This window comes from Pseudomonas sp. PvP009 (assembly GCF_017832995.1).
Taxonomy (GTDB): domain Bacteria; phylum Pseudomonadota; class Gammaproteobacteria; order Pseudomonadales; family Pseudomonadaceae; genus Aquipseudomonas; species Aquipseudomonas syringae.
Genome location: NZ_JAFIBG010000001.1, coordinates 3,001,767 through 3,025,438, shown reverse-complemented (window position 1 = coordinate 3,025,438; position 23,672 = coordinate 3,001,767). Strand labels below are relative to the sequence as shown.

The window sequence follows — 23,672 nt, the reverse complement described above, 5'->3', positions numbered from 1 at the left end:
TAATGAGCGTAACGTTCATGTTTGGAGAATGATATGGATCTGGTTCAGCTGGAGATCTTCAAAGCGGTGGCTGAACACGGCAGCATCAGCGCCGCGGCGCAGCACATCCACCGGGTGCCCTCGAACCTGACCACGCGCATCAAGCAGCTGGAGCAGGATCTGGGCGTCGACCTGTTCATTCGCGAGAAGCACCGCTTGCGCCTGTCTCCCGCAGGCTGGAATTTTCTCGACTACACGCGACGCATCCTGGATCTGGTGCAGGAAGCGCGCTCCGCCGTTTCCGGGGAGGAGCCACAGGGGCCTTTTGCACTGGGGTCGCTGGAAAGCACGGCTGCGGTCAGGATTCCTGCGCTGCTGGCCGCCTACAATCAGCAGAACGCCAAGGTCGAGCTGGACCTTTCGACAGGCCCGTCCGGAACCATGATCGACGGCGTGCTGGCCGGTCGACTGGTCGCTGCGTTCGTCGACGGGCCGGTGCAGCATCCATCGCTTGACGGCGTGCCGGTCTTCGAAGAGGAAATGGTCATCATCGCGCCGCTCAATCATGCACCGGTCAAGCGCGGGCGTGATGTCAGCGGAGAGAGTATCTATGCGTTTCGTGCCAACTGCTCGTACCGCCATCACTTTGAACGCTGGTTCACCGATGACGCGGCAGTGCCGGGCAAGATCCACGAAATGGAGTCCTACCACGGCATGCTCGCCTGCGTCAGCGCCGGTGCCGGGCTGGCGCTGATGCCGCGCAGCATGCTGGAAAGTATGCCCGGCTGCGCCACGGTCAGTATCTGGCCGCTGTCCGAGAAGTTTCGCTACCTGCACACCTGGCTGATCTGGCGCCGCGGCACGGTGTCACGCAGCCTGACCCGCTTCGTCGAGTTGCTGGAACAGCGCAGCGAGCCAGAAAACGTTTAACGGGCTGCAGAAATCCGCTCGGCAATCGCCGCGCCGACTTGCTGAGTCGAAAGCGTGCCGCCCAGATCCGGCGTGACGTCGCCGTTGGCGATCACTTGCTCGATGGCGGTGATGATTTCGTCATGGGCCGCGGTGAAGCGTTGGTCACCCTGGCCGAGGAATTCGAGCATAAGCGCACCCGACCAGATCATCGCGATCGGGTTGGCGATGTTCTGGCCGAAGATGTCCGGGGCCGAGCCGTGAACCGGTTCGAACAATGACGGGAAGTGACGCTCTGGGTTGAGGTTGGCTGACGGCGCAATGCCGATGGTGCCCGCGCAGGCCGGGCCGAGGTCGCTGAGGATGTCGCCGAACAGGTTGGACGCCACCACCACGTCGAAGCGCTCGGGTTGCAGCACGAAACGGGCGCAGAGAATGTCGATGTGTTGCTTGTCCCAACTGATGCCGGGGTACTGGCCGGCCATCGCTTCGGTGCGTTTGTCCCAGTACGGCATGCTGATGGCCATGCCATTGGATTTGGTCGCCGAAGTAACGTGCTTGCGCTCGCGTTTGCTGGCCATCTCGAAAGCGAATTTGAGAATGCGGTCGACGCCGCGACGGGTGAATACCGATTCCTGCAACACGAATTCGTTTTCGGTGTTTTCGAACATGATCCCGCCCAGCGACGAGTATTCACCTTCGGTGTTTTCCCGGACCACGACAAAGTCGATGTCGCCCGGTTTGCGATTGGCCAGCGGGCAGGGCACGCCGGGAAACAGACGCACCGGGCGAATATTCGCGTACTGGTCGAATTCGCGGCGGAACTTGAGCAGCGAGCCCCACAGCGAGATGTGATCCGGGACCTTTTGCGGCCAGCCGACGGCGCCGAAGAAGATCGAGTCAAAGCCTTTGAGCTGTTCGAACCAGTCGTCCGGCATCATCTTGCCGTGCTTCAGGTAGTAATCGCAGCTGGCCCATTCGAAGTACTCGAACTCCAGGTCCAGCCCGTGCCGTGCGGCAGCGGCCTGCACCACACGTACCCCTTCAGGCAGCACTTCCAGGCCGATGCCGTCACCGGCGATGGCAGCAATACGCAGTTTCTTGTTGTTCATGTCGGCGTTCTCTCTGAATCGATCCATTACGGGTGTGCGATGAATGAGTTGCACAGGCCATCCATGCTATAAGCGCACGATATAAAGATAATCAGCTGATTAATGCACTGAGAAAACACGAATCGTGAATAAATACCCCAGCCTTGATGATTTGAATGTGTTCGTTCATGTGGCCCGGCGCTCGAGCTTCGTCGGGGCTGCGGATGAGCTGGGCATGTCCGCTGCTTATGTCAGCAAGCGTATTCGTTTGCTGGAGCAGGGCATGGGTGTGGTGTTGCTGCACCGCTCGACCCGGCAGGTGTCGATTACCGAGGATGGCGAGCGCGTCTACGAGTGGGCCAGGGGTATGCTCGACTCAGTGCAGCAGATGGGCGAAGAGGTGGCGGCATTGCATGGCGAGCCGAGTGGCTTGTTGCGGGTCGTCAGCAGTCAGGGCTTCGGCCGGCGTTTCGTCGCGCCGGCGTTGTCGGAACTGGCGTCGCGTTATCCGAAGCTGGATATCCGTCTGGACATTCAGGACCGGCTGGTCGATCTGATCGAGGAGGGCGTCGATCTGGATATCCGTGTCGGCAACGAAATCGCCCCGCACCTGCGCGCCAGGCATCTGGCCAGCAACTGGAGGGTTCTGTGCGCGAGCCCCGGCTACCTCAACCTTCACGGCACACCGCTCAATCTTGGCGAACTGGCCAATCACGATTGCCTGGTGATCAAGGAGCGCGACCGGCCATTCGGCATCTGGCACCTCAACGGGCCGCAGGGTGCCGAAACCGTCAAGGTGACCGGCAGCCTGTCTACCAACCACGGCGAAATCGCCCGTCAGTGGTGCCTGGACGGGCGCGGGGTGTTGCTGCGTTCGCTGTGGGATGTGCGCACTGACCTGGCCGAGGGCCGGCTGGTTCAGGTGTTGCCGGATTACCGCCAGGATGCAGACATCTGGGCGGTGCACACCTCGCCGCTGATGAGTTCGGCCAAGGTGCGCGTCACGGTGGAGTTTCTGCGCGACTACCTTGCCCTGCATCCTTCGCCCGTCAACCACTGAGGCACGCCACGCAGCGTCAGTGCGTGCCGGCCGCCTTGTTCAGGTCGCTGTCGGTCCACTCGGTGTAGATGCACGCGTCTGCGGCTGCCCAACGCACGCGCACCGGGTCGCCCGTCTGGAGTGACATGCCGTTCGCGGAAAGCGCCTTGACGGTCATGGCAGTGCCTCCGGCAGTGACCACCGAGCACGTCTGGCTCTCGCCGAGGAAAAGCACTTCAGTGACCGTGGCGTTCACCTCGTTCCAGCCTGCTTCGAGCGGCATGGCGGCTGCCTGGGACACGCTCAGCGCCTGGGCTTTCTCCGGGCGCACCATCAGCAGCACGTCCTGATCAGTCTTCAGCCCTGCGGTCAGGCGAATCGCCAGTGTGCTGCCTTCGAACGTCGCCACGGCATTGCCCTGGGCCTTGAGCCTGAGGAAGTTCGAGTTGCCGAGAAACGAGGCGACGAAGGCATTCGGCGGATCCTGGTACAGGTCATAGCCCGAGCCCAGACCGACGATCTTGCCATGGCTGAAGATGGCGATGCGCTGTGACAGGCGCATGGCTTCTTCCTGGTCATGGGTCACGTAAACGATGGTGATGCCCAGCCGGCGATGCAACTGACGCAGTTCGTCCTGCAGGTCTTCGCGCAGTTTCTTGTCCAGTGCGCCCAGAGGCTCGTCCATCAGCAGGATGCGCGGCTCGTAAACCAGCGCCCGGGCGATGGCGACCCGCTGCTGCTGGCCGCCAGACAGTTGCGACGGGCGACGATGAGCGAAGGCTTCGAGCTGAACCAGCTTGAGCATCGCATCGACTTTCTTCTCGCGCTCGGCCGCAGGCAACTTGCGGATTGCCAGCGGAAAGGCAATGTTGTCGCGTACCGACAGGTGCGGGAACAGCGAGTAGCGCTGGAACACCATGCCGATGTCACGCTTGTGCGGCGGCACATTCACCAGCGATTTGCCGCCCACCAGAATCTCGCCCGAGCTGGGTGTTTCGAAGCCGGCGAGCATCGACAGCGTGGTGCTTTTTCCCGAGCCGCTGGAGCCCAGGAAGGTCAGGAATTCACCGTCCTGGATGTCCAGAGAAATGTCGTCGACAGCGGCGAAATTTCCGTAGTGCTTGTTCAGATTACACAGACTGACCAGTGTGTTCTGGTGCTGATGGGCGGGGTCTTTGATCACGGCACTCATGAAGTACTCCTGGCTTCGTTGCGGCGACGCAGGGTCGCGGCGATGAACATGATCAGCACCGACAGGGCGATCAGCAGCGTTGAGGCGACGGCGATGACCGGCGTCAGGTCTTGACGCAGGGTGGTCCACATTTTCACGGGAAGGGTTTGCAGGGTCGGGCTGGCCATCATCACGCTCAACACCACCTCGTCCCACGACACCAGGAACGCGAACAGCGCACCGGCCATCATGCCCGGCCGGATGCCGGGAAAGGTCACCTTGTAGATGGCCTGCAAGCGTGAAGCGCCGCAGATGACCGCGGCATCCTCGATGGACTGGTCGAACAGCTTCAGCGAATTGATGATCGAGATGATGGTGAACGGCAAGGCAACGATCACATGGCTGACGACGAAGGAAAACAGCGTGCCGGTGTAACCGAGCTTGAGAAACAGCGCGTAGACCGCGACAGCGATGATCACCAGCGGCACGATCATCGGCAGTGTGAAGACGCCGTACAGAAGGTCACGCCCCGGAAACCGGCCACGCACCAGCGCGAACGCAGTGGGCAGGCCCAACGCCACCGAGGCGAAAGTGGTCAGGATCGCGACCTTGAAGCTGGACATGGCCGCGGCCATCCAGTCCGGATTGGAAAAAAACTGCTGATACCATTTCAGCGTCCAGCCGGGCGGCGGAAACACCAGCCACTGCGATGAACCGAACGACAGCAGGACGATGAACAGGATCGGCAGCAACAGGAACAGCGCGATCAGGGCGGTGGTCAGGTACAGGCCCGTACGCAAGCCGGGGCTCATGGCATTGGGTGTCAGGAGCATGGCGGTTTACCTCGCGTTGCTGGCGCCGACCGGTGATTCCGGCTGGAGCTTCAGGTAGAAGTAGAACAGCACCAGCGTGATCAGCACCAGCAACGCAGCGGCGGCACTGGCCAGCCCCCAGTTGAGGAACGATTGCACCTGCTGGACGATGAATTCGGGCAGCATCATGTTCTGCGCGCCGCCGAGCAGCGCCGGGGTGACGTAGTAACCGAGCGACATGACAAATACCATCAGGCCTCCGGAAAACAGCCCCGGACGGCACAGTGGCAGAAACACTCTGAAAAAATTGCTCCACGGGCTGGCCCCGCAGATCGAACCCGCCTGCAGCACCATCGGATCGATGGCCTGCATGGTCGCCTGCAACGGCAGGACGATGAACGGAATCATGATGTAGCTCATGCCGATCACTACACCGGTCAGGTTGTGCACCATTTCCAGCGGTTGATCGATGATGCCCATGGCCATCAAGGCCTTGTTGACGACCCCGGAGGCCTGCAACAGCACCAGCCACGAATAAGTGCGGGCCAGCAAGCTGGTCCACATCGACAACAGCACGATATTCAGAATCCAGCGTCCCCAGCCGCGTGGGACCAGGGTGATCACCCAAGCGAGCGGGAAGCCCAGCAGCAGGCTGAACAGCGTCACCAGGCCCGCTACGGAAAAGGTATTGAGCAGCACCCGCGAATAGGCCGAGTTGGCAAACAGTTGCTCATAGTTGCCAAGGCCCGGCACCGGTTCAAGCACGCCCCGCAGCAGCAGGGCGATCAGCGGGGCGAAGAAGAACAGCCCGAGGAAGATCAGCGCCGGAAGCAGATTGCGGCTGCCGCGCCAGCGCTGCGCGAGGGAAGGGGATGGCAGCATGCCCGGCGCCTTCTGGCTGGCCGCGCCAGCGGTGCTGGAAGCACCCCCGGCCGGCATGGATTGACGAGGAGCAACCGCTGTCATTTTTACTTGACCAGCCATTCGTTCCACCGTGTCGCGATATCAGCGCCATTCTTGGCCCAGTATGCGAAGTCGAGAGTGATTTGATCGGCAACGTGCGCGGTCGGCAGGTTAGGTGCAAGCGTAGAGTCCAGGCGCGCAACGCTCTGGGTATTGACCGGGGCATAGGCACTGAGGTTGGAGAAGTCTGCCTGGCCTTTGGCGCTGGTCGCATTGGCGATGAACTTCATCGCGGCGTCCTTGTTTTTTGCGCCCTTGGGAACGACCAGAAAATCCGCCATGACCAGGTTCTGCTTCCAGCTCACCCCCACCGGGGCGCCATCCTGTTGCAGGGCGTAGACCCGACCGTTCCACATCTGCCCCATCGACACTTCACCGGAGGCCAGCAGTTGCTGGGACTGCGCACCGCCGCCCCACCAGACGATATCCTTCTTGATGGTGTCGAGTTTTTTGAAGGCGCGGTCGAGGTCCAGCGGGTAAAGCTTGTCGGGGGCTACACCATCGGCCAGCAGGGCCAGTTCCAGCACGCCGGGGCTTGGCCACTTGTACAGCGCGCGCTTGCCAGGGTAGGTCTTGGTGTCGAACATCGCGGCCCAGTCACCAGGCGCCTTGCCGCCGACTTTGCTTTCGTTGTAGCCGAGCACGAAGGAGAAGAAGAACGAACCGGCGCCGTGGTCAGTCACGAAGCGTTTGTCGATCTCGTCGCGTTTGATGGTGGTGAAGTCCAGAGGCTCCAGCAGGCCCTCGCTGGCGGCGCGCAGGGCGAAGTCGGCTTCGACATCGACAACGTCCCACTGCACGTTGCCGCTTTCGACCATGGCCTTGAGTTTGCCGTAGTCAGTAGGACCGTCCTGCACGACGGTGATGCCACTGGCCTTGCTGAATGGAGCCGCCCAGGCCTCCTTCTGGAAGTCCTGCGTGGAGCCGCCCCAGCTCACGAAGTTGACGCTCTCGGCGGCAATAGCGGCGACACTCGAGAAAGCCAGCACGCCTGCGGCCAGGACTGCTGTTGCACGTTTGTTCAACACCATTTTTACGCCCTCATTTGTTGTGTTTTGAGCGGGCTTTTCTTGCCCGCGTAATCGGGAGCAGTAGGTCCAATGGGCCTTGAAACCTTGTACGGGTCAGGTGCTGTTATTAGTGCTGTCCCTTGCCGGGCGCGTCTGACCAGATCTTGTATTTATGGAATGTCATATTATGGTATTCCAAACTTTCTGCAAGCGTTTTGCCCTGTCAAAACGCCCTCACGGTGGGTTTTCTGATCAGTGCCTGTGGTTGCAGGCGGCGGATTATCTGGCGCGCGCGCCAGGCGTTTACGTGGTCAGCCGGGAAACGGAATACTTTCAATCACTTCCAGATCGTAGCCGGTCAACCCGGCGTATTTCAGGGGTGGACCAAGGTGGCGCAGCTTGCCGACGCCCAGGTCCTGCAAGATCTGTGCGCCCGTGCCGACCTCGGAATAAATGCGTGATTGCGAGCGGGTGTATTGGCGGAGCGGCTGGGTGAGCTGCGGAATGCGCTCCAGCAGCGCTTGAGACGATTCGTGATTGGCCAGCACCACTACCACACCGTGACCTTCTTGCGCGACACGTTGCAGGGCGGCCCAGAGTGTCCAGTTGGCAGGGCCGTTGTATTCGGCACCCACCAGGTCACGCAGCGGGTCGACAACATGCACGCGCACCAGTGTGGCGGCGTCGCGACGGATGTCGCCCATCACCATGGCCATGTGCACGCCACCTTCGATGCGGTCTTCGTAGCTGAACAGACGGAAGGTGCCGTGCACGGTCGGCAGTTCGCGCTCGCCAATCCTGACGATGGTGTGTTCGGTGCTCAGGCGGTAATGGATCAGGTCGGCGATGGTGCCGATGCGGATGCCGTGCTTTTTGGCGAACACTTCCAGGTCAGGTCTTCTGGCCATGCTGCCGTCATCATTCATGACTTCAACGATGACCGACGCTGGCGTGAAACCGGCCAGGCGGGCCAGGTCGCAGCCCGCTTCGGTATGTCCGGCGCGGGTCAGCACGCCGCCGTCACGCGCGCGCAATGGAAAGATATGCCCTGGCTGCACCAGGTCTTCCGCTACTGCGCGCGGGTTGACGGCAGCCTGAACGGTACGCGCACGATCTGCCGCGCTGATGCCGGTGGTTACCCCCGTGGTGGCTTCGATGGACACTGTGAACGCCGTGGCGAATACGCTGCCGTTGCTGGGCACCATCTGCTCCAGGCCCAGACGCTGGCAGTGTTCGTCGGTCAGCGTCAGGCAGATCAGACCGCGCGCCTCGCGGGCCATGAAACTGATTGCCTGCGGCGAACAGCAATCGGCGGCGAGCAGTAGATCGCCTTCGTTTTCCCGATCCTCATCGTCGACCAGCAACACCATCTTGCCCTGGCGGTAGTCTTCAATGATGTCTTCGATGCGATCGAACGCCATAGTCAGTTTCCCGGTTTTATGGGTGAATGAATCGTGGTATACCATAAGACAGAATATTTCACAGATTGCCTATCAATGAAACAGTGAGATCGCGATGAAAGCCTATTGGATTGCACACGTTGATGTGACCGACTCCCAGCAGTACAGCGAATACACCCAGCGCGCGCACGCGGCTTTCGAGCTGTTTGGTGGCAGGTTCCTTGCGCGCGGCGGGCGTTCCGAGGCGCTCGAAGGGCGTGATACGCCGCAGCGCACGGTGATTATCGAATTTGAATCTTACGAGAAAGCGGTGGCCTGTTATCGGTCGCCCGAGTACCAGCATGCGATGAGCCACAGGCAGGGCGCTTCAAAGGCCGAGATCGTGATCGTCGAGGGGCAGTTTTAAGCGTTCAGTTGCGAGCTGAAAGCTTCAGGCGTTCATCGGATGAAGTGCACTTTGCCGGTGTCGTCGTTACCGATATAAATGCCGTAGACACCCGCCTGACGTTCTTCGATATAGCGCTCCAGTATCTGGCGAATGGCGGGGTAATAGATGCTGTCCCACGGGATGTCTTCGGGGGCGAAGAATCTGTAGTCCAGGGTTTCCGGGCCGAACCGGCCGGTCACCTCCAGCGCGATGGCACGGAACACGATGTAGACTTCGCTGATGCGCGGCACGCTGAAAATAGAGTAGGGCGAAAGGATCTCGGCGCGCACACCGGTTTCTTCCCAGACTTCGCGCAGCGCCGCCTGCTCGGTGGTTTCGCCGCTTTCCATGAAGCCGGCAGGCAGTGTCCAGGTGCCGGGGCGCGGCGGGATGGCGCGCTGGCAGAGCAGGTACTTGCCTTCCTGCTCGATGATGCAACCCGCGATGATCTTCGGGTTGACGTAGTGAATGTACTGACAGCCGCCACAGACAAGTCGCACGTGTGTGTCGCCCGATGGCACACGCTGAGCCAGATCAGCGCTACCGCACTGGGGACAGAAGCGCGGTGTGGCCATTTCAGCGACCTATGCGAGGTTCTTTCAGCGCGACGGGGGCGACGATGTCGCGGACTTTGCTGTCTTCGTCCTGCTTGGATTTGAGGTATTCCAGCGCCACGCACGCGGCGTTGCGTACGTGATCGACCGACGCCTGGTGCGCGGCCAGCGGGTCGCCGCTCTTGATCGCTTCGACCATGAGCTCCATTTCCTTGTTGCTGGCACCGCGGCGGTTTTCCTGGGATACCGAGGTGGCGCGCAGGTAGCTGATGCGCGCCTGCAACTGGCGTAGCTGGGTCGCGGCCACATGGTTGCCCGAGCCTTCCAGCAATACATCGTAGAAACCCTGGACCGAGTCGATCACCTGCTGCAGTTCGCCTTCCTTGAGCGCCTGACGATTTTCCTCCAGGGCCTTTTCAAGTGCACGAATGTCCTTGGGCTTGGCGCGCAGGGTAAACAGCTGAACGATCAGGCCTTCCAGCACGCAACGCAGTTCGTAGATATCGCACGCATCAGCCAGCGTGATGATTGCAACACGCGGGCCTTTGGCATCGGCGAACTCGACCAGACCTTCGGATTCCAGATGGCGCAGTGCTTCGCGCACCGAGGTGCGGCTCACACCGAGGCGGTCACACAGATCACGCTCGACCAGACGATCACCCGGCAACAGCTGAAAGTTCATGATTGCGCTGCGCAGTTTGTCCAGCACGATCTCGCGCAGCGTGACGGGGTTGCGGTTGACCTTGAAGGTGTCGTCGAGAGGCAGGCGTTTCATCGGGTGTGCTCGGAATGGGGCTGTCAAAGTAAAAACGTGACTGGAAATAAAGTCTCGCTCATGTCGGCAACCCGCACACTGCGCGGGCTGCTGCATGGCCCGGACGGATGAACCCGGGTCGCGGCCGAGTTTATCACGCCCATGCCTGCAACCACCAAAACCGCCCTGAGCCACCTCAGACGATGGCTGGCAGTGCACCCATCTTGCCCCGGTGATAGACCATCGGTGTGACCGGTGTCGCCGGCAGGATCAGGTTTTTCACCTGACCGACAATGATCGCGTGATCGCCGCCGTCGTATTCGCGCCACAGCTCACACTCGATAATCGCCGTGGCGTTGCTGAGCAACGGGTTGCCCAGCTCGCTCAACTGCCACTCGATGCCCTTGGTCTTGTCCTTGCCCTTGCTGGCGAAGGCATAGGCTTCTGTCTGTTGATCGGCAGACAGCAGGTGAATCGCGAATTTCTTGCTGTCGCGCAACACCGGGTAAGTGTCCGATTCGTAGTTGGGGCAGAACAGCACCAGTGCCGGGTCGATGGACAGCGCACTGAATGCGCTGGCAGTAATACCGAACAGGTTGCCCTCTGGGTCCAGGGTGGTGACGATGGTCACGCCCGAAGGGAATGACGCCATGACTTCTTTGTAAATACCGGGTTCTATCATCGCAGCGGCCTCTTTAACGCATGACAAATGGATCAGGCATGGGCGCCTGCGAAAGGTTGATCCACACCGTTTTCAGTTCGGTGTAGGCCAGCACGGAGTCTATCCCGCTCTCGCGACCGTAGCCGCTATTTTTGAAACCACCGATAGGCGCCATGGCCGACACGGCTCGATACGTATTCACCCAGATGATACCTGAGCGAATATCCCGCGCCAGACGGTGTGCGCGTCCCAGGTCGCGGGTCCAGATTCCGGCGGCGAGGCCGAACTGGGAGTCGTTGGCGATGGCCAGCGCTTCGGCTTCGTCCTTGAAACGAATCACCGATGCCACCGGGCCGAACACTTCTTCCTGCATGATCTTCATCGAATTGTGATCGCACTCGAACAGCGTAGGTTCATAGAACCAGCCCTTGCTGTCCAGCGTCGGTCGCTTGCCGCCCAGGCGCAGGCGTGCACCTTCGGCCAGCGCGTCGGCCACCAGGCCTTCTACCACAGCCAGTTGCTGGGCAGTGGCCATCGGGCCCATTTCAGTGTCTTCATCCTGCGGATTGCCGATACGAATCCGGCTGGCGCGCTCGGCCAGGCGTTCGACGAACTCGTCGTAGATTTCGTCCTGCACCAGCAGTCGCGAGCCGGAAACACAGCTTTGTCCGGACGCCGCGTAGATGCCGGCGACGGCGCCATTGATGGCGCTGTCCAGGTCGGCGTCGGCGAAGATGATATTGGGTGATTTTCCGCCCAACTCCAGTGACAGTTTGGCAAAGTTCTCCGCGCTGCTGCGCACTACATGACGCGCAGTAGCCGCGCCACCGGTGAAGGCTATCTTGCGCACCAGCGGGTGCCGGGTTAGGGCCGCGCCAGTGGTCGGGCCGTAACCGGTGATGACGTTGACCACGCCAGGCGGAATGCCGGCTTCAAGTGCCAGACGCGCCAGTTCAAGCACGGTGGCGGAGGCGTGTTCCGAAGGCTTGAGGACGATGGTGTTGCCAGCAGCCAGTGCTGGTGCCAGCTTGATGGCGGTCAGGTACAGCGGGCTGTTCCAGGGGATGATCCCGGCCACCACGCCCATCGGTTCGTGCACGGTGTAGGCGAACAGGTCCGGCTTGTCGAGGGGCAGGGTGCCGCCTTCGAGCTTGTCAGCCAGCCCTGCGGTGTAATGAAAGAACTCCGGCAGGTAGCCGACCTGCCCGCGGGTCTCGCGAATCAGTTTGCCGTTGTCGCGGCTTTCCAGCTGCGCCAATTGCTCCTTGTTATCGGCGATCAGGTCGCCCAGCTTGCGCAGCAGCTTGCCGCGTGCCGTGGCCGTCAGGCCGCGCCAGGCCTGCCCCTCGAAGGCCTTCTGGGCGGCCTGAACGGCCCGCTCGACATCGGCTTCGTCAGCATCCGGCAGTTGCGCCCAGGGTTCGGCCAGTGTCGGGTCGAGGCTCTCGAAGGTGTTGCCGGACAGCGCGTCGACCCACTGGCCGTCGATGCACATCTGAAAGCGGGTAAGGCTCATGCAACAATCCCCTTGATCGAATGGTGAGCGGAAGCCGGTTTGTCGAGGCCGATCTTTTCGAAGAAACCGAGCAGCACCTGGTTGACCAGACGTGGCGATTCAACCGGCATCATATGGCGTTGATCGGGCAATATCGCGATGTCGGCACCGGGAATACGCGCGGCCAGTTCGCGGGCCATTTGCGGCGTCGATCCCGGGTCAAGTTCGCCCGTGGCGATCAACGTCGGTGCGCGAATATCGCCCAGATCCTCGGCGCGGTACATATCCTGAGTGGCGAACAGCTTGTACGTGGTCAGGTAACCCTGCGGATCGTTGCTGGCCAGGTTGTGCCGAATGGCCGCAATCTGCGCCGGGCTGGCTGCCTGATATTCACGGCTGAACCAGCGTGAAAGCGCCTCGCCCGCATTGGCGTCCGGGCCATGCTCGGCAGCCTGGCTGGTGCGCGCAATGACGCTGGCACGCTGTTCCGCGCTGCGATTGAATACGCTGTTGAGCACCACCAGCCCCGACAGGTGCTCAGGGAACTCCAGCGCGAACGCACGCGCGACGAGGCCGCCCATCGAAAAGCCGACGACCGCCGCGTGCGGCAGCTGCAAATGCGTCAGCAACTCGTGCAGTTGTTCGGCGTAGCCCGGCAGGCCCGTCTCCGGGTCGGGGCGGGGGCTGGCACCGTGGCCGAGCATGTCATAGGCGATGACCTTGTAATGCGTGGCCAGACCGACGATCTGGCCGCCCCACATTTCCTTGTTCAGGCCCACCCCGTGAATCAACACCACGGGGTGACCTTGGCCGGTAGCCAGATAGCTGGTACCCGCCGGGGTGTGTTCAGCGGTGAGCTGAATCATGGATCGCTCCTGCGCAGAGGTTAAAGATGATCGGGCCACGAGCCCTTCATGAGTTACTGGGCTTTTTCGGCCGCCAGCTCTTCCAGGTCGATATAGCGATTGCCGATTCGCGGGTGCAGGCGTCCGCCATTGGCGGCGCCAAGGACTACAATGATTTCGTCGGCACGCGGCGAATCCTCGATGTGCATTTCCAGGGTGATGTAGTGCGAGCGCAGCCCTTCATCGTCCTTGTGCATCATCGGTATCTGGATCGACGTACCCGGGCCGCCGCGTTTGTTGGTAAAGCTCAGGTAGCTCTTGGCCTTGACGGCATCACGGTAATGATTGCCAAAGCGCAGGGTATGAATCACGGCCGATGCGTGTTCGATTTCGCCTTCCGCACCGACCACGGCAGCCTTGCCGTAGGCTTCGATATTTTGCGCTCCGCCAATCGCATCGGTGAGGCGCTTGACCATCAGCTCGCCCAGTGCGGAGCAGTTGGCGCGAATCTCCGGTTTCAGGTCTTCGACGAAACCACGGCCCAGCCAGGGGTTCTTGATCACCGCCGCCAGTCCGATCATGGTGACCGGCTTGTCAGTGGCCTTGCCGCCCTCGATGAAGGTTTCTTCGGTGTACGTGACGATCTTGCGAATTTCAAAGCTCATGAACGACTCCCGGAGCAGATGTCTTTGTATTTCGTCTGATGGTATACCATAAGATCGTGCATGCAAATCCTTTATTTGCGGCGGCTACCGGGCTTGTCGTTCACCTCATTTTCCTCGATCCATACGCGCGCACAGCTCTAGCTCGCACTCATCAATGACCATTCGTCAGGTGCGAAGGCAATCGCTTTGAACAGGCGTCTTCTGGTTGTGACAGATATACGGTGAGCCCTAGGCTCTGTACGAAAAGTCGGCGAGCGAAGGTCAGGCGAGGCAAAAACAGGCGAGGAACGGCCGGGGTCGCGTTCGACTCTACGTGTTGTAAATGAGCATTCCGAGCCTGTTTTTAACGAAGCATCACCGAGCGCAGCCACTTTTCGTACAGAGCCTAAAAAGCCCCATCGAATTTTTCACCAAGGAGACTCCGAACATGAAAGCCATCGTCTATGGCGGTCCGCGTGACGTCAGTGTCAAAAACGTACCGGATGCGAAGATTCAGAAGCCAACAGATGCTCTTGTCAGAGTGACCTCCACCAATATCTGTGGCTCGGACCTGCACATGTATGAAGGCCGTACGTCTTTCGAGACCGGGCGCATTTTCGGCCATGAGAACCTCGGCCAGGTGATTGAAGTCGGCGCCGGCGTCGACCGCATCAAAGTGGGCGACTGGGTGTGCCTGCCGTTCAATATTGGCTGCGGCTTTTGCGAAAACTGTGAGAAGGGCCTGACCGGTTATTGTCTGACCGCCAACCCTGGCAGCGCGGGTGCGGCTTACGGCTTTGCCGATATGGGCGATCATGAAGGTGGCCAGGCCGAGCTGTTGCGTGTGCCGTATGCCGACTTCAACTGCCTGCTGTTGCCCGAAGATGCCGCCGAGCGTGAAGAAGACTACGTCATGCTCTCGGACATCTTTCCGACCGGTTGGCATGCCACCGAGCTGGCCGGGCTGCTGCCAGGCGAAAGCGTTGCCATCTATGGCGCCGGTCCGGTCGGTCTGATGGCCGCCCACTCGGCAATGATCAAGGGCGCCTCGCAGGTGTTCGTGGTCGACAACCATCCAGATCGTCTGGCACTCGCGGCGAAGATGGGCGCGACGCCGATCAACTCGCTGGAGCAGGGCGCAGTGGATCAGATCCTCAATCTGACCGATGGTAAAGGTACTGACCGAGGCTGTGAGTGCGTCGGTTATCAGTGCTGCGACCGTCACGGTCACGAGGCCAACCACGTCACCATGAACAACCTCGTTGCCTCGACCAAGGCGACGGGTGGAATCGGCGTCGTGGGTGTTTTCGTGCCGCAGGATCCGGGCGCCAAAAGCGACCTCGCGAAGGAAGGCAAGATGGCCTTCGACTTCGGTTCGTTCTGGTTCAAAGGCCAGCAGATCCGCACCGGCCAGGCCAACGTCAAGGCTTACAACCGTCGCCTCGCCGAGCTGATCCACCACGGTCGCGCCAAGCCGTCGCAGATCATTTCCCATCGCCTGAAACTTGAAGAAGGCCCTGACGCCTACAAGCACTTCGACGCGCGTGATGAAGGCTGGACCAAAGTCGTGCTCAAGCCAGGTGCGTGATAAGCGCAGTTGACCAGGCATGGCCTGAGAGCCCTTGTCGTATCCGCCACTGGCGATCGACAAGGGCTTCAGCGCTTCAGTCACAACGTTTTATTCAGCGAGATTTATTCAAATGAACGAAGAATACCCAAAGCCGCCATTTGCCAGTCAGCCACAGGACGTTCCAGGCCTGCAGGGCAAGATGGACCCCTATCCCGATTGCGGTGAAAAGAGCTACAAGGGCTCCGGACGTCTGCAGGGCAAGATCGCGCTGATTACCGGCGCTGACAGCGGCATCGGCCGCGCAGTCGCGATCGCTTTTGCACGTGAAGGCGCGCAGGTCGCGATCTCCTACTTGAACGAGCATGAGGACGCGCAAGAAACCAAGCGCTGGGTCGAAGAGGCGGGTCGCAAATGCCTGCTGTTGCCGGGCGACCTGGCACAGAAGCAGCAATGTGAAGACATCGTGAGCAAGACCGTCGCAGAATTTGGTCGCATCGATGTGCTGGTCAACAACGCTGCGTTCCAGATGACGCATGAAACGCTGGACGAAATCTCCGACGAAGAGTGGGTCAAGACCTTCGATATCAACATCACTGCGATGTTTCGCATCTGCAAGGCTGCGGTTCCGCATATGCCGCGGGGCGGCTCGATCATCAATACCAGTTCGGTGAACTCGGACATGCCCAAGCCGACGCTGCTGGCCTACGCGACCACCAAGGGCGCGATTGCCAACTTCACTGGCGGTCTGGCGCAGTTGCTGGGCGAGAAGGGCATCCGCGTGAACAGCGTTGCCCCCGGCCCGATCTGGACGCCACTGATCCCGGCGACCATGACCGACGAAGATGTGAAAAGCTTCGGTAGCGAGACACCGCTGGGACGCCCGGGGCAGCCGGTGGAAGTTTCGCCGATCTACGTGCTGCTGGCCTCGGACGAAGCCAGTTACATTTCCGGCTCGCGCTATGCAGTGACGGGCGGCAAGCCGATTCTGTAATTACCCCGACAACGCCTTTTTTGTTGAAACGGTGCCCAGACAGGCACCGTTTTTTCAGGCGTCAATGACACTTTGTATCTGCACAAGCGGGTACTGCCATTGATCGTCTAATTTCCAGACTGATTCATCCGTGTCTGCGCATACCGGGCAGGCTGGCCGGTCGCCATGACCAGCGACGAAAGCGTGTCGGCATTCATCTGCAATAATAAAGTCCGGGTCGTCGTGTTGCTCAAGAACTCTTGTTTTCGCTGTGCCGGGGTGTGCGCATTCTCGGTCAACGCCTGCATGGCGACTGTATAGTCGGCAGGATCAAATCGTTTTTCATTGGGGCCATGCTTCGAGATTTTTCTGAATGACTTTCGCAACTCGCCAGACCACGCCTTGACCTGTGCGGTATCCGCTCCGTCGACGAGGAGCTTGTCAGGATCCGTCAGATAATAAAACGCATCCACTGTATTCAGGCGGACATGCGAGGCCTCATGAATAATGGATCGTGCAACTTCCAGCACATCGTAGTTGGCAAGCAGGGAGGCCGACACCCCAATCCGTTCGACCGATTCATCAAACTCGCCTTGAAAATGAGTCGATGCGAGAATGTGCTCGGGTCCATTAAAAAGAAACAGCGTCAAATCAGATTCCGGACTGCCGATGGGCTCAATGAGCTCCTGCATCTGCCGCAACGAATCTTCCACGTCGATACTCGTAGCAGCGCGCGCGCTCGGATCCAGCGCACCGAAGGTTGCGTCGAATGCCTTTTTTACGTCTCGCCTCGGTGAGGCCTTTGACAGCTCGGAACGCGTGAACGTCAATAACGAAACGGCAACATCCCTGGCGTCATACATTTTGGATAGCTGCTCAGGATTGAACTTGGAGAGGTCGTTTGCGACGACAACTGTAATAGGTACATCGTAGGGAGCAGCCCCCTGTTGATCAGCAAACCGCAAAGGCGAATTCCGGACAAAACGATACAGATTCATCCCATCCACTGTGCCCGCCGGATCCGGATTGATCCATCGCTGCAACCACGGCGCGTAATAGCGCAGGCCGTAGTAGTACAGCCCGGTTGCATCGCGTTCCTTGCCGGAATAACGAATGGTTTTATAGCTGGCTTCAACCGTACTGCGTCCTGCCCACCACGAGGTACCACCAAACGGGTAGTAACTTTCCTGGCTGATGATGTGCGCGTTTTTATCCACCTCAAGGGTGCCGGACCCCAGATGATCGGCGAAGCTGTAGCGAACCTGATCGTTTTCAAGTCCTTCGGGTTGACCCGCCTGCCAGTGCAGCACCCGTACCTCGTTGCGCCCGGCCTGGGTGACGATAACGTGCAAAGTCTCGGCTGTGGCGCTGTTGCTGTGCACCTCCAGGCCTGGTAAGTAGCGCACTTCGGCATTGTGGACAACGGCTTTCGCCTTGGTCGTATGGATTTTGCGCAGGCGTTGCCCACTGGCGTCGTAGACATAGCGCTCTTTGTCGTCGTCACCCGCTGCCCGAACCACTGGCCGCACGTGCTGCAACTGATTGCGCGAGTCCCAGCTCATCGCTTGCCCGGCTTGCAACTCATTCAGATTGCCATTGGCGTCGAACGCGGCAGCGATGGCCGCTTCATCCGGCGGTCGATCGTTGATGACCGGCAGGCTGCGATTGCTGGTTTGCGAAGTGACCAGGGTGCGCGAGTGGGACTGGGTGCCCGTGTGGGTCAGTTGCAGCAGATTGCCGCTCGCATCATAGCGGTAGGTTTGCGTGTAATTGGCCAGCTGCGTCGGATCGAGGGGAGTCTGGAAGGATGGAAAAACAGGGCCTTGGTTGATTTTCCTGGCCTCCCTGCCGGTAGCCTGGATCAACTGATAAAGCGTGTCGTATTGATAAGTCGACACCGGCTCAATGCGCTGACCTGCACAACACCGTGTCGGCTGGGCGCGATCATTAATACACAGGACATTGCCCAGCGGGTCGTAGTCATACAGCAGATGTTGCAGCAGTTGGCCATCTGCCCGTGTGCCCTTGAGTTCGATCAGACGGCCATTTGCGGCGTCATGCAACGCCTTGGTCACAACGCCGTTGCCAGCAGTTTCCGAGGTTACGTAGCCTTGAGCGTCGTAATCGATACTGTGAACCAGAACTTGCTCTGTCTGTCCGGGGAGGCTAAGTGAAATGGCCTCAACATGACCTGCCACAGTATGGGCAAAGGTCTGGACGTTACGCTGGGCGTCCGTCTGCGAGATGACATCGCCAAGCGGACTGTGTGCCCAGCGCGTAGTCGCGCCTGGACCTGATTCGAGCAGGGCGTCACGTTCTACCAGCGGTTCTGGCCAGTCGACATTTTCAGGATTGAAGAGAAAATGCCGCGTCTGTTCAAGCACACCACCCGCCAGGGCGAACTCGTCATCCATTCGCGAACCAGCCGGGTCATCATGGCGTATACATTGGCCGCACTGGTTATGGCCCTTGGTATCCGGCCCGCCGTATTGCCGCCGCTCGACGCAGCGTCCGTTTTCAATGATGGCAACGGGTCTGAGCAGGGCGTCATACTGCACGCTCCGCTCAGTCCCACGGCCATCCCAGCCAGCCACGACCGCGCCGCTGTCACCGGCCAACATCAGCCGCCAACCGGCATCGACACTGTCGCTGAGAAGCGCCTGACCACTCAGGGAAAACACAGTAGCAAGATTGACCGCAGCCTGGCTTTCCCAGAGCCTTGCATCCCAGCAGTTGACCGGATGCCCGGCAGCATCATGAGCCACGCGGTTTACAAGTCGTTGCGGCGTATCCGTGGCCTGGTTGCGCCAAAAGTCAATCGCGCGAATCTCCAGACCGTGTGGATTAACGACATTCAGGCGGGGCGTATGATGATGCAGTGCGGCAGACTGTACGTTCATGATCACGTCATCCCTGACTGGTGACTTGAGCCCAGGCTATGTAAGTAAAGTATCGTCGTAAGTGCAGCATAGCGCAGGCCAATGAGACCATCGGCCCTGAACGTCTTGTGAGCTTGTCGACGCGCGTCACGACGCGTCGCAAAATCGACGAGCCGCAGCGCTTGGCATTTTTGCCGATGGCCGGTGCTGATCAGCGAGTCTGATCCATCGGCCACACCGTTCCTTTTCAGCGACTTATGGAGAAATTGTTCATGTATCCAGACGTACAGCTTTATATCGATGGTCAGTGGCGCGCGAGCCGCGACAACCGCACGCTGTCAGTCATCAACCCGGCGACGGGCGAGGCGCTGGGCACTGTGGCGCATGCCGGCATCGCCGACCTTGACGAAGCCCTGGCGGCGGCCGAGCGTGGCTTTGCCACCTGGCGCGCGACCTCGGCTTATGATCGCTACAAGCTGATGCAGAAAGCGGCGAACCTGATTCGCGAGCGTGCAGACAGCATCGCCCGAATCATGACGCAGGAGCAGGGCAAGCCGCTGGCCGAAGCGCGCATGGAAACCCTGTCGGCGGCGGACATCATCGACTGGCTGGCCGAAGAAGGGCGTCGCAGTTATGGCCGTCTCGTGCCATCGCGGGGCGTGTCCATCGAACAGAAAGTCATCAAGGAGCCGGTCGGCCCGGTCGCTGCGTTCACACCCTGGAATTTCCCGATCAACCAGGTGGTGCGCAAGTTGTCCTCGGCATTGGCTGCGGGCTGCTCGATCATCGTCAAGGCCCCGGAAGAAACGCCGGCGTCGCCAGCCGAACTAATTCGCGCCTTCGCCGATGCCGGTGTGCCGGCCGGCGTCATTGGTCTGGTCTACGGTGATCCGGCAGAAATCTCCGGTTACCTGATCCCGCATCCGGTCATCCGCAAGGTCACGTTTACCGGTTCCACGCCGGTCGGCAAGCAATTGGCCGCATTGGCTGGCAAACACATGAAACGGGCGACCATGGAGCTGGGCGGTCATGCACCGGCGCTGGTGTTCGATGATGCGGATATCGACCTCGCCGCTCGCGTGCTGGCCACGGCCAAGTTCCGTAACGCCGGACAGGTCTGCGTGTCGCCCACGCGGATTCTGGTGCAACGCAAGGTGCTCGACGCGTTTACCGAGAAGTTCGTCGGCCTGACCCGCGAAATCAAGGTCGGCAACGGCCTGGAGGCGGGCACTACCATGGGCCCGGTGGCCAATGATCGACGTATTCCTGCGCTGGTCGATCTGATCGATGACGCGGTGCGTGGTGGTGCGACGTTGTCTGCCGGTGGCAAGGCTTTCGAAGGACCTGGCTATTTCTTCGAGCCGACCGTGTTGAGTGGCCTGAAGCCGCACATGCGCATCATGAATGAGGAGCCTTTCGGCCCTGTCGCGCTACTGGTGCCGTTCGACACGCTGGAGGAGGCCATCGCCGAGTCCAACCGCGTGCCGTTCGGGCTGGCATCCTATGCCTTCACCACGTCGATGAAGACTGCCCAGGCGCTGAGCACCTATATCGAAGCGGGCATGCTGTCGATCAACCATCAGGGCATCGGCTTGCCGGAAGTGCCGTTCGGCGGGATCAAGGATTCCGGTTACGGTTCCGAAGGTGGCACTGAGGCCATTGAGGCCTACCTGAATACCAAGCTGGTCACTCAATACAACTGAGTGTTGCTCGACTCAATAAAAACGGTCGCGATGTGCAAGCATCGCGACCGTTTTTCGTTGCTTGCGCCACTCAGTCTCTGGCTTGAATACCGGTCTGTCTCATGACCAGGTTCTTGTCCTTCTTGTACTGCAGGGCCACTTCGGGCGCTGGGCCGCTCTGGCCGGTTTCCATCCACTTGCGTATGCGGCCGGCGTCGGCGAAGTGTGTGTACTTGCCGAACGCATCAAGAATCACCACTGAAACCGGGCGGTTGGCCATGCTGGTCAGCAGCACCAGGCAGTGACCGGCCTGATTGGTAAAGCCGGTCTTGGTCAGCTTGATGTCCCAGTTGTCCTTGCGCACCAGATGATCAGTGTTGCTGAAACCGAGGGTGTAGGTCGGCTTGCGAAAGGTCACGGTCTTCTGCTCGGTGGTGCTCAGCTCACTGAGCAGTGGGTATTTGCGCGCCGCCATCACCAGCTTGGTGAGGTCGCGCGCGGTCGACACGTTGTATACCGACAGGCCGGTAGGTTCGACGTAGGCCGTGTGTTTCATGCCCAGCGCCTTGGCCTTGGCGTTCATCGCCAGGATGAACGCCGGATAGCCGCCCGGATAGCTGTGTGCCAGGCTGGCCGCCGCGCGGTTTTCCGAGGACATCAGGGTGATCAGCAACATGTCCCGACGGTTCATTTCACTGCCGAGTTTGACGCGGGAGAAGACGCCTTTCATTTCCGGGGTCTGGGAAATGTTCACCGGAATGACTTCGTCCATCGGCTGCTTGGCATCCAGCACGACCATCGCGGTCATCAGCTTGGTGACCGAGGCAATCGGCACGATCACATCCGGGTTGCTGGAATACAGCACCTTGTCGGTCTGCAGGTCGATGACCATTGCGCTGCCCGAGGCGAGGTGCAGGTTGGAAGGATCACGGCTCAGGACGGCAGGTTCGTTTGCCAGCGTAGGGGTGGAAAGCACGGGGCCGGTAAGTACAAATAATAGGCCCAAAAGAGACAGACGGATTTTCAAGAGCAAGGCTCACTCGATAAAAGGTGGTAAATGGAAGGGATCGCGTCAAAACGCTGCATTTTATGAGCAGACTTTGCCGTATGTCGATGGGCTGGGGTGGGCGTTTGCGCAATAAATGACGCAATCGGTCGTTCATTAAGTTGCTGTTAAGTCGCTTTCTGCTCTGCAACCTGCCAAAAACCGAATCTCAATTGAATATTCGTGGTGCGCAAGGCCCGCACCGATTAGCATTCCATGCCATTCAGGTCACCGATTCAGGAGTCATGCAATGCTCAAGGGGTTTGTCAGCAAGGATTACGCAGTACTGGTGATCATCGCGTCATTGATCGTCATTCTGCTGCTGGGTGTCGGCTTTACCTCACGTCCAAGCGACTGGGCAGGCTGGATGCAGGCAATCGCGCTGATTGTCGGGCTGATGGCGGCCGTTGCAGTACCGGCCATCCAGCGCAAGCAGGAAGCGCAACTGGCGCACAGGCAGATACGTGACCGGGAAGTGGGCTACGCGCGGCGCATGCAGTACCTGTGCGGCGAGCTGAGCGAACTGCAGGGTCGCATCAGCCTCAACCTGACCCATCTGCGCGCCAGTGACCGGCACAGCCTGAAATACACGTTACAGGATTACCTGCATCGCCTGTTCGAGTCACATAAACAGGATCTTAACGATGACCGCGTGGTGCTGGCTTATGAATTGCGTCAGGTCGCCAATGACCTGATCGATGAACTCGACAGCGGCCGTACCGATCGCGTCGTGTTCATGGCGCTGGAGAAACGCCTGCAGAAACTGACCCATCGCTGTCAGGTCAACGCGGCCATGGCCGAGCGCGGCTGAGTCTGATCACCGGCTTTTTCCGTGGCAAAAAAAAGCCCGCCATCAAAGAGGCGGGCAAGGGATGTGCGGAGCAACGCACGAGGTTTGCAGAAGAAGTCAGCTGTTGAGGGGCTGGCACTGCATTTGCCGGGACAGGGCCTCTGCAACAGGCAATGACGCGAGCGGGCCGCTGACGGGTTCGCCATCCTGAATCAGGTACCAGCAGGCCAGCAGGCCGCGCGCTCTGAGCGGGGCTGGAACTGCGCTACCGACGACGGACATGATGTGTACCTTGGTCATAAGTGCCTCCTCAATCCATGGCGCTACTGTAGAGGGCAGGCGGGCAAGTCAGAAATCGACGCTCTCAATAGTGGTCATTGATAACAACGAGGGTTTGGCGCATTGCATTGGCAGCCCATAGTGTGAGCACAGCAACGAAAAACCCGCCTGAAAAGGCGGGTTTTTTGTTCTGTTACCAGCGGCCGCGTGGCGGGCCGTAGTAATAGCCGGGGCCTGGTGGTGGCCCGTAATAATGATGGTAGTAGCCAGGCGGTGGAGGCGGTGGGTAGCGCTCAACAACCTGATAGACCGGGGCCGGCTGGTAATAGACCGGTGGCGGCGCGTAGTAGACCGGCCGCTGCTGCACATACACTGGCTCGCGCTCGACGTACACCGTTCTGTCGCGACCTGAAGATACCGCCGCCCCGACAACGGCAGCGCCAACGATAGCACCTACCACGGCAGGGCCACCCCAGCCACGGTCAGCATTCGCCTGGCCAGCAAGGGCCAGGGCACCTACAAACAAGGCGATCTTGGGGATTTGACGAATCATGACTGTTCCTCGCTCTCAACCCGTTGTCGCGCGCCTGCATCACTCTCAAGCACTGCCACGGGATAACACTATGACACCGAAATTGTAAGAATCTGCGAAAGTGCTGAGTAAATTTTATGTAAGGTGCGCCGCGTATGTCCTCGCGTTCAC

Annotated in this window: 23 protein-coding genes; 7 read left to right on the top strand and 16 right to left on the bottom strand. The window is 59.9% G+C overall.

Annotated features, from left to right (window positions below):
* The first annotated feature begins 33 nt into the window (after positions 1 to 33).
* The gene (locus JOE29_RS12820) at positions 34 to 909 is read left to right on the top strand and encodes a LysR family transcriptional regulator (RefSeq protein WP_003410140.1); all 876 of its coding nucleotides are present in this window, start codon (positions 34 to 36) and stop codon (positions 907 to 909) included.
* On the opposite strand, the gene JOE29_RS12815 is transcribed toward JOE29_RS12820, so the two are convergent.
* Positions 906 to 2,000, bottom strand: a complete 1,095-nt coding sequence (locus JOE29_RS12815; RefSeq protein WP_210079572.1) for a tartrate dehydrogenase — start codon at positions 1,998 to 2,000, stop codon at positions 906 to 908. The two genes, JOE29_RS12820 and JOE29_RS12815, sit on opposite strands and share 4 nt — an antisense overlap.
* Before the next feature lie 124 nt (positions 2,001 to 2,124).
* Here JOE29_RS12815 and JOE29_RS12810 point away from each other — a divergent pair, with 124 nt between their 5' ends.
* On the top strand, positions 2,125 to 3,039 hold the full coding sequence (locus JOE29_RS12810) for a LysR substrate-binding domain-containing protein (RefSeq protein WP_017278227.1): 915 nt from the start codon (positions 2,125 to 2,127) through the stop codon (positions 3,037 to 3,039).
* Positions 3,040 to 3,055: 16 nt separating this feature from the next.
* Here JOE29_RS12810 and JOE29_RS12805 read toward each other — a convergent pair whose 3' ends face one another.
* The 5 genes from JOE29_RS12805 to ribBA all read right to left on the bottom strand — a co-directional run bounded on the left by JOE29_RS12805 (position 3,056) and on the right by ribBA (position 8,395).
* Positions 3,056 to 4,210, bottom strand: a complete 1,155-nt coding sequence (locus JOE29_RS12805) for an ABC transporter ATP-binding protein (protein WP_044312896.1) — start codon at positions 4,208 to 4,210, stop codon at positions 3,056 to 3,058.
* A complete protein-coding gene (locus JOE29_RS12800; RefSeq protein ID WP_003317997.1) occupies positions 4,207 to 5,022 on the bottom strand; it encodes an ABC transporter permease in 816 nt (271 codons plus the stop codon). The genes JOE29_RS12805 and JOE29_RS12800 overlap by 4 nt, the downstream gene beginning before the upstream one ends.
* Before the next feature lie 6 nt (positions 5,023 to 5,028).
* Positions 5,029 to 5,985 (bottom strand): ABC transporter permease, encoded by a 957-nt coding sequence (locus tag JOE29_RS12795; RefSeq protein ID WP_017278225.1) that lies wholly within the window; start codon positions 5,983 to 5,985, stop codon positions 5,029 to 5,031.
* The gene (locus JOE29_RS12790; RefSeq protein ID WP_003317999.1) at positions 5,970 to 6,995 is read right to left on the bottom strand and encodes an ABC transporter substrate-binding protein; all 1,026 of its coding nucleotides are present in this window, start codon (positions 6,993 to 6,995) and stop codon (positions 5,970 to 5,972) included. Before JOE29_RS12790 ends, JOE29_RS12795 begins: the two co-directional genes overlap by 16 nt.
* Before the next feature lie 290 nt (positions 6,996 to 7,285).
* Positions 7,286 to 8,395 (bottom strand): bifunctional 3,4-dihydroxy-2-butanone-4-phosphate synthase/GTP cyclohydrolase II, encoded by a 1,110-nt coding sequence (gene ribBA, locus JOE29_RS12785; RefSeq protein WP_210079571.1) that lies wholly within the window; start codon positions 8,393 to 8,395, stop codon positions 7,286 to 7,288.
* A gap of 94 nt (positions 8,396 to 8,489) precedes the next feature.
* Between ribBA and JOE29_RS12780 the strand changes: the two genes are divergently transcribed.
* A complete protein-coding gene (locus JOE29_RS12780) occupies positions 8,490 to 8,780 on the top strand; it encodes a DUF1330 domain-containing protein (protein WP_210079570.1) in 291 nt (96 codons plus the stop codon).
* Positions 8,781 to 8,812: 32 nt separating this feature from the next.
* On the opposite strand, the gene JOE29_RS12775 is transcribed toward JOE29_RS12780, so the two are convergent.
* The 6 genes from JOE29_RS12775 to JOE29_RS12750 all read right to left on the bottom strand — a co-directional run bounded on the left by JOE29_RS12775 (position 8,813) and on the right by JOE29_RS12750 (position 13,775).
* A complete protein-coding gene (locus JOE29_RS12775) occupies positions 8,813 to 9,376 on the bottom strand; it encodes an NUDIX hydrolase (protein ID WP_004403846.1) in 564 nt (187 codons plus the stop codon).
* A gap of 1 nt (position 9,377) precedes the next feature.
* Complete coding sequence (locus tag JOE29_RS12770) at positions 9,378 to 10,130, bottom strand: GntR family transcriptional regulator (protein WP_032661522.1); 753 nt, start codon at positions 10,128 to 10,130, stop codon at positions 9,378 to 9,380.
* A gap of 175 nt (positions 10,131 to 10,305) precedes the next feature.
* Positions 10,306 to 10,791 carry a flavin reductase family protein gene (locus tag JOE29_RS12765; protein WP_003420850.1) on the bottom strand — a complete coding sequence of 162 codons (486 nt, stop codon included), beginning with the start codon at positions 10,789 to 10,791 and terminating at the stop codon, positions 10,306 to 10,308.
* 13 nt (positions 10,792 to 10,804) lie between these two features.
* On the bottom strand, positions 10,805 to 12,286 hold the full coding sequence (locus tag JOE29_RS12760; protein WP_210079569.1) for an aldehyde dehydrogenase: 1,482 nt from the start codon (positions 12,284 to 12,286) through the stop codon (positions 10,805 to 10,807).
* Positions 12,283 to 13,131, bottom strand: coding sequence for an alpha/beta fold hydrolase (locus JOE29_RS12755; protein ID WP_161421253.1), 849 nt, complete (start codon positions 13,129 to 13,131; stop codon positions 12,283 to 12,285). Before JOE29_RS12755 ends, JOE29_RS12760 begins: the two co-directional genes overlap by 4 nt.
* A gap of 53 nt (positions 13,132 to 13,184) precedes the next feature.
* Positions 13,185 to 13,775, bottom strand: a complete 591-nt coding sequence (locus JOE29_RS12750; protein WP_044312893.1) for an amino acid synthesis family protein — start codon at positions 13,773 to 13,775, stop codon at positions 13,185 to 13,187.
* A gap of 427 nt (positions 13,776 to 14,202) precedes the next feature.
* Between JOE29_RS12750 and JOE29_RS12745 the strand changes: the two genes are divergently transcribed.
* Complete coding sequence (locus tag JOE29_RS12745; protein WP_003318011.1) at positions 14,203 to 15,342, top strand: glutathione-independent formaldehyde dehydrogenase; 1,140 nt, start codon at positions 14,203 to 14,205, stop codon at positions 15,340 to 15,342.
* A 112-nt stretch (positions 15,343 to 15,454) separates the two neighbouring features.
* Complete coding sequence (locus JOE29_RS12740; protein ID WP_003318012.1) at positions 15,455 to 16,315, top strand: SDR family oxidoreductase; 861 nt, start codon at positions 15,455 to 15,457, stop codon at positions 16,313 to 16,315.
* Positions 16,316 to 16,422: 107 nt separating this feature from the next.
* On the opposite strand, the gene JOE29_RS12735 is transcribed toward JOE29_RS12740, so the two are convergent.
* Complete coding sequence (locus JOE29_RS12735; RefSeq protein ID WP_210079568.1) at positions 16,423 to 19,194, bottom strand: RHS repeat protein; 2,772 nt, start codon at positions 19,192 to 19,194, stop codon at positions 16,423 to 16,425.
* A 251-nt stretch (positions 19,195 to 19,445) separates the two neighbouring features.
* Between JOE29_RS12735 and JOE29_RS12730 the strand changes: the two genes are divergently transcribed.
* The gene (locus tag JOE29_RS12730) at positions 19,446 to 20,876 is read left to right on the top strand and encodes an NAD-dependent succinate-semialdehyde dehydrogenase (RefSeq protein ID WP_057407045.1); all 1,431 of its coding nucleotides are present in this window, start codon (positions 19,446 to 19,448) and stop codon (positions 20,874 to 20,876) included.
* A gap of 70 nt (positions 20,877 to 20,946) precedes the next feature.
* Here the strand turns inward: JOE29_RS12730 and pbpG are convergent, their stop codons facing one another.
* On the bottom strand, positions 20,947 to 21,888 hold the full coding sequence (gene pbpG / locus JOE29_RS12725) for a D-alanyl-D-alanine endopeptidase (protein ID WP_016568047.1): 942 nt from the start codon (positions 21,886 to 21,888) through the stop codon (positions 20,947 to 20,949).
* 262 nt (positions 21,889 to 22,150) lie between these two features.
* Between pbpG and JOE29_RS12720 the strand changes: the two genes are divergently transcribed.
* Positions 22,151 to 22,711: a hypothetical protein gene (locus JOE29_RS12720; RefSeq protein WP_210079567.1), complete on the top strand. Its 561-nt coding sequence runs from the start codon at positions 22,151 to 22,153 to the stop codon at positions 22,709 to 22,711.
* Between the two features lie 96 nt (positions 22,712 to 22,807).
* On the opposite strand, the gene JOE29_RS12715 is transcribed toward JOE29_RS12720, so the two are convergent.
* Positions 22,808 to 22,990 (bottom strand): hypothetical protein, encoded by a 183-nt coding sequence (locus JOE29_RS12715; RefSeq protein WP_003416408.1) that lies wholly within the window; start codon positions 22,988 to 22,990, stop codon positions 22,808 to 22,810.
* Between the two features lie 172 nt (positions 22,991 to 23,162).
* Positions 23,163 to 23,522: a hypothetical protein gene (locus tag JOE29_RS12710; RefSeq protein WP_003318019.1), complete on the bottom strand. Its 360-nt coding sequence runs from the start codon at positions 23,520 to 23,522 to the stop codon at positions 23,163 to 23,165.
* Positions 23,523 to 23,672 lie beyond the last annotated feature (150 nt).

Excerpts from the sequence above, each read along its gene's own strand:
- JOE29_RS12720 (WP_210079567.1), top strand. The coding sequence starts at position 22,151 with ATGCTCAAGGGGTTTGTCAGCAAGGATTACGCAGTACTGGTGATCATC.
- JOE29_RS12735 (WP_210079568.1), bottom strand. The coding sequence starts at position 19,194 with ATGAACGTACAGTCTGCCGCACTGCATCATCATACGCCCCGCCTGAAT.
- JOE29_RS12765 (WP_003420850.1), bottom strand. The coding sequence starts at position 10,791 with ATGATAGAACCCGGTATTTACAAAGAAGTCATGGCGTCATTCCCTTCG.
- JOE29_RS12780 (WP_210079570.1), top strand. The coding sequence starts at position 8,490 with ATGAAAGCCTATTGGATTGCACACGTTGATGTGACCGACTCCCAGCAG.
- JOE29_RS12795 (WP_017278225.1), bottom strand. The coding sequence starts at position 5,985 with ATGGCTGGTCAAGTAAAAATGACAGCGGTTGCTCCTCGTCAATCCATG.
- JOE29_RS12815 (WP_210079572.1), bottom strand. The coding sequence starts at position 2,000 with ATGAACAACAAGAAACTGCGTATTGCTGCCATCGCCGGTGACGGCATC.
- JOE29_RS12820 (WP_003410140.1), top strand. The coding sequence starts at position 34 with ATGGATCTGGTTCAGCTGGAGATCTTCAAAGCGGTGGCTGAACACGGC.
- JOE29_RS12755 (WP_161421253.1), bottom strand. The coding sequence starts at position 13,131 with ATGATTCAGCTCACCGCTGAACACACCCCGGCGGGTACCAGCTATCTG.
- JOE29_RS12715 (WP_003416408.1), bottom strand. The coding sequence starts at position 22,990 with ATGACCAAGGTACACATCATGTCCGTCGTCGGTAGCGCAGTTCCAGCC.
- JOE29_RS12800 (WP_003317997.1), bottom strand. The coding sequence starts at position 5,022 with ATGCTCCTGACACCCAATGCCATGAGCCCCGGCTTGCGTACGGGCCTG.
- JOE29_RS12770 (WP_032661522.1), bottom strand. The coding sequence starts at position 10,130 with ATGAAACGCCTGCCTCTCGACGACACCTTCAAGGTCAACCGCAACCCC.
- ribBA (WP_210079571.1), bottom strand. The coding sequence starts at position 8,395 with ATGGCGTTCGATCGCATCGAAGACATCATTGAAGACTACCGCCAGGGC.
- JOE29_RS12760 (WP_210079569.1), bottom strand. The coding sequence starts at position 12,286 with ATGAGCCTTACCCGCTTTCAGATGTGCATCGACGGCCAGTGGGTCGAC.
- JOE29_RS12745 (WP_003318011.1), top strand. The coding sequence starts at position 14,203 with ATGAAAGCCATCGTCTATGGCGGTCCGCGTGACGTCAGTGTCAAAAAC.
- JOE29_RS12805 (WP_044312896.1), bottom strand. The coding sequence starts at position 4,210 with ATGAGTGCCGTGATCAAAGACCCCGCCCATCAGCACCAGAACACACTG.
- JOE29_RS12740 (WP_003318012.1), top strand. The coding sequence starts at position 15,455 with ATGAACGAAGAATACCCAAAGCCGCCATTTGCCAGTCAGCCACAGGAC.
- JOE29_RS12710 (WP_003318019.1), bottom strand. The coding sequence starts at position 23,522 with ATGATTCGTCAAATCCCCAAGATCGCCTTGTTTGTAGGTGCCCTGGCC.
- JOE29_RS12790 (WP_003317999.1), bottom strand. The coding sequence starts at position 6,995 with ATGGTGTTGAACAAACGTGCAACAGCAGTCCTGGCCGCAGGCGTGCTG.
- JOE29_RS12775 (WP_004403846.1), bottom strand. The coding sequence starts at position 9,376 with ATGGCCACACCGCGCTTCTGTCCCCAGTGCGGTAGCGCTGATCTGGCT.
- JOE29_RS12730 (WP_057407045.1), top strand. The coding sequence starts at position 19,446 with ATGTATCCAGACGTACAGCTTTATATCGATGGTCAGTGGCGCGCGAGC.
- JOE29_RS12750 (WP_044312893.1), bottom strand. The coding sequence starts at position 13,775 with ATGAGCTTTGAAATTCGCAAGATCGTCACGTACACCGAAGAAACCTTC.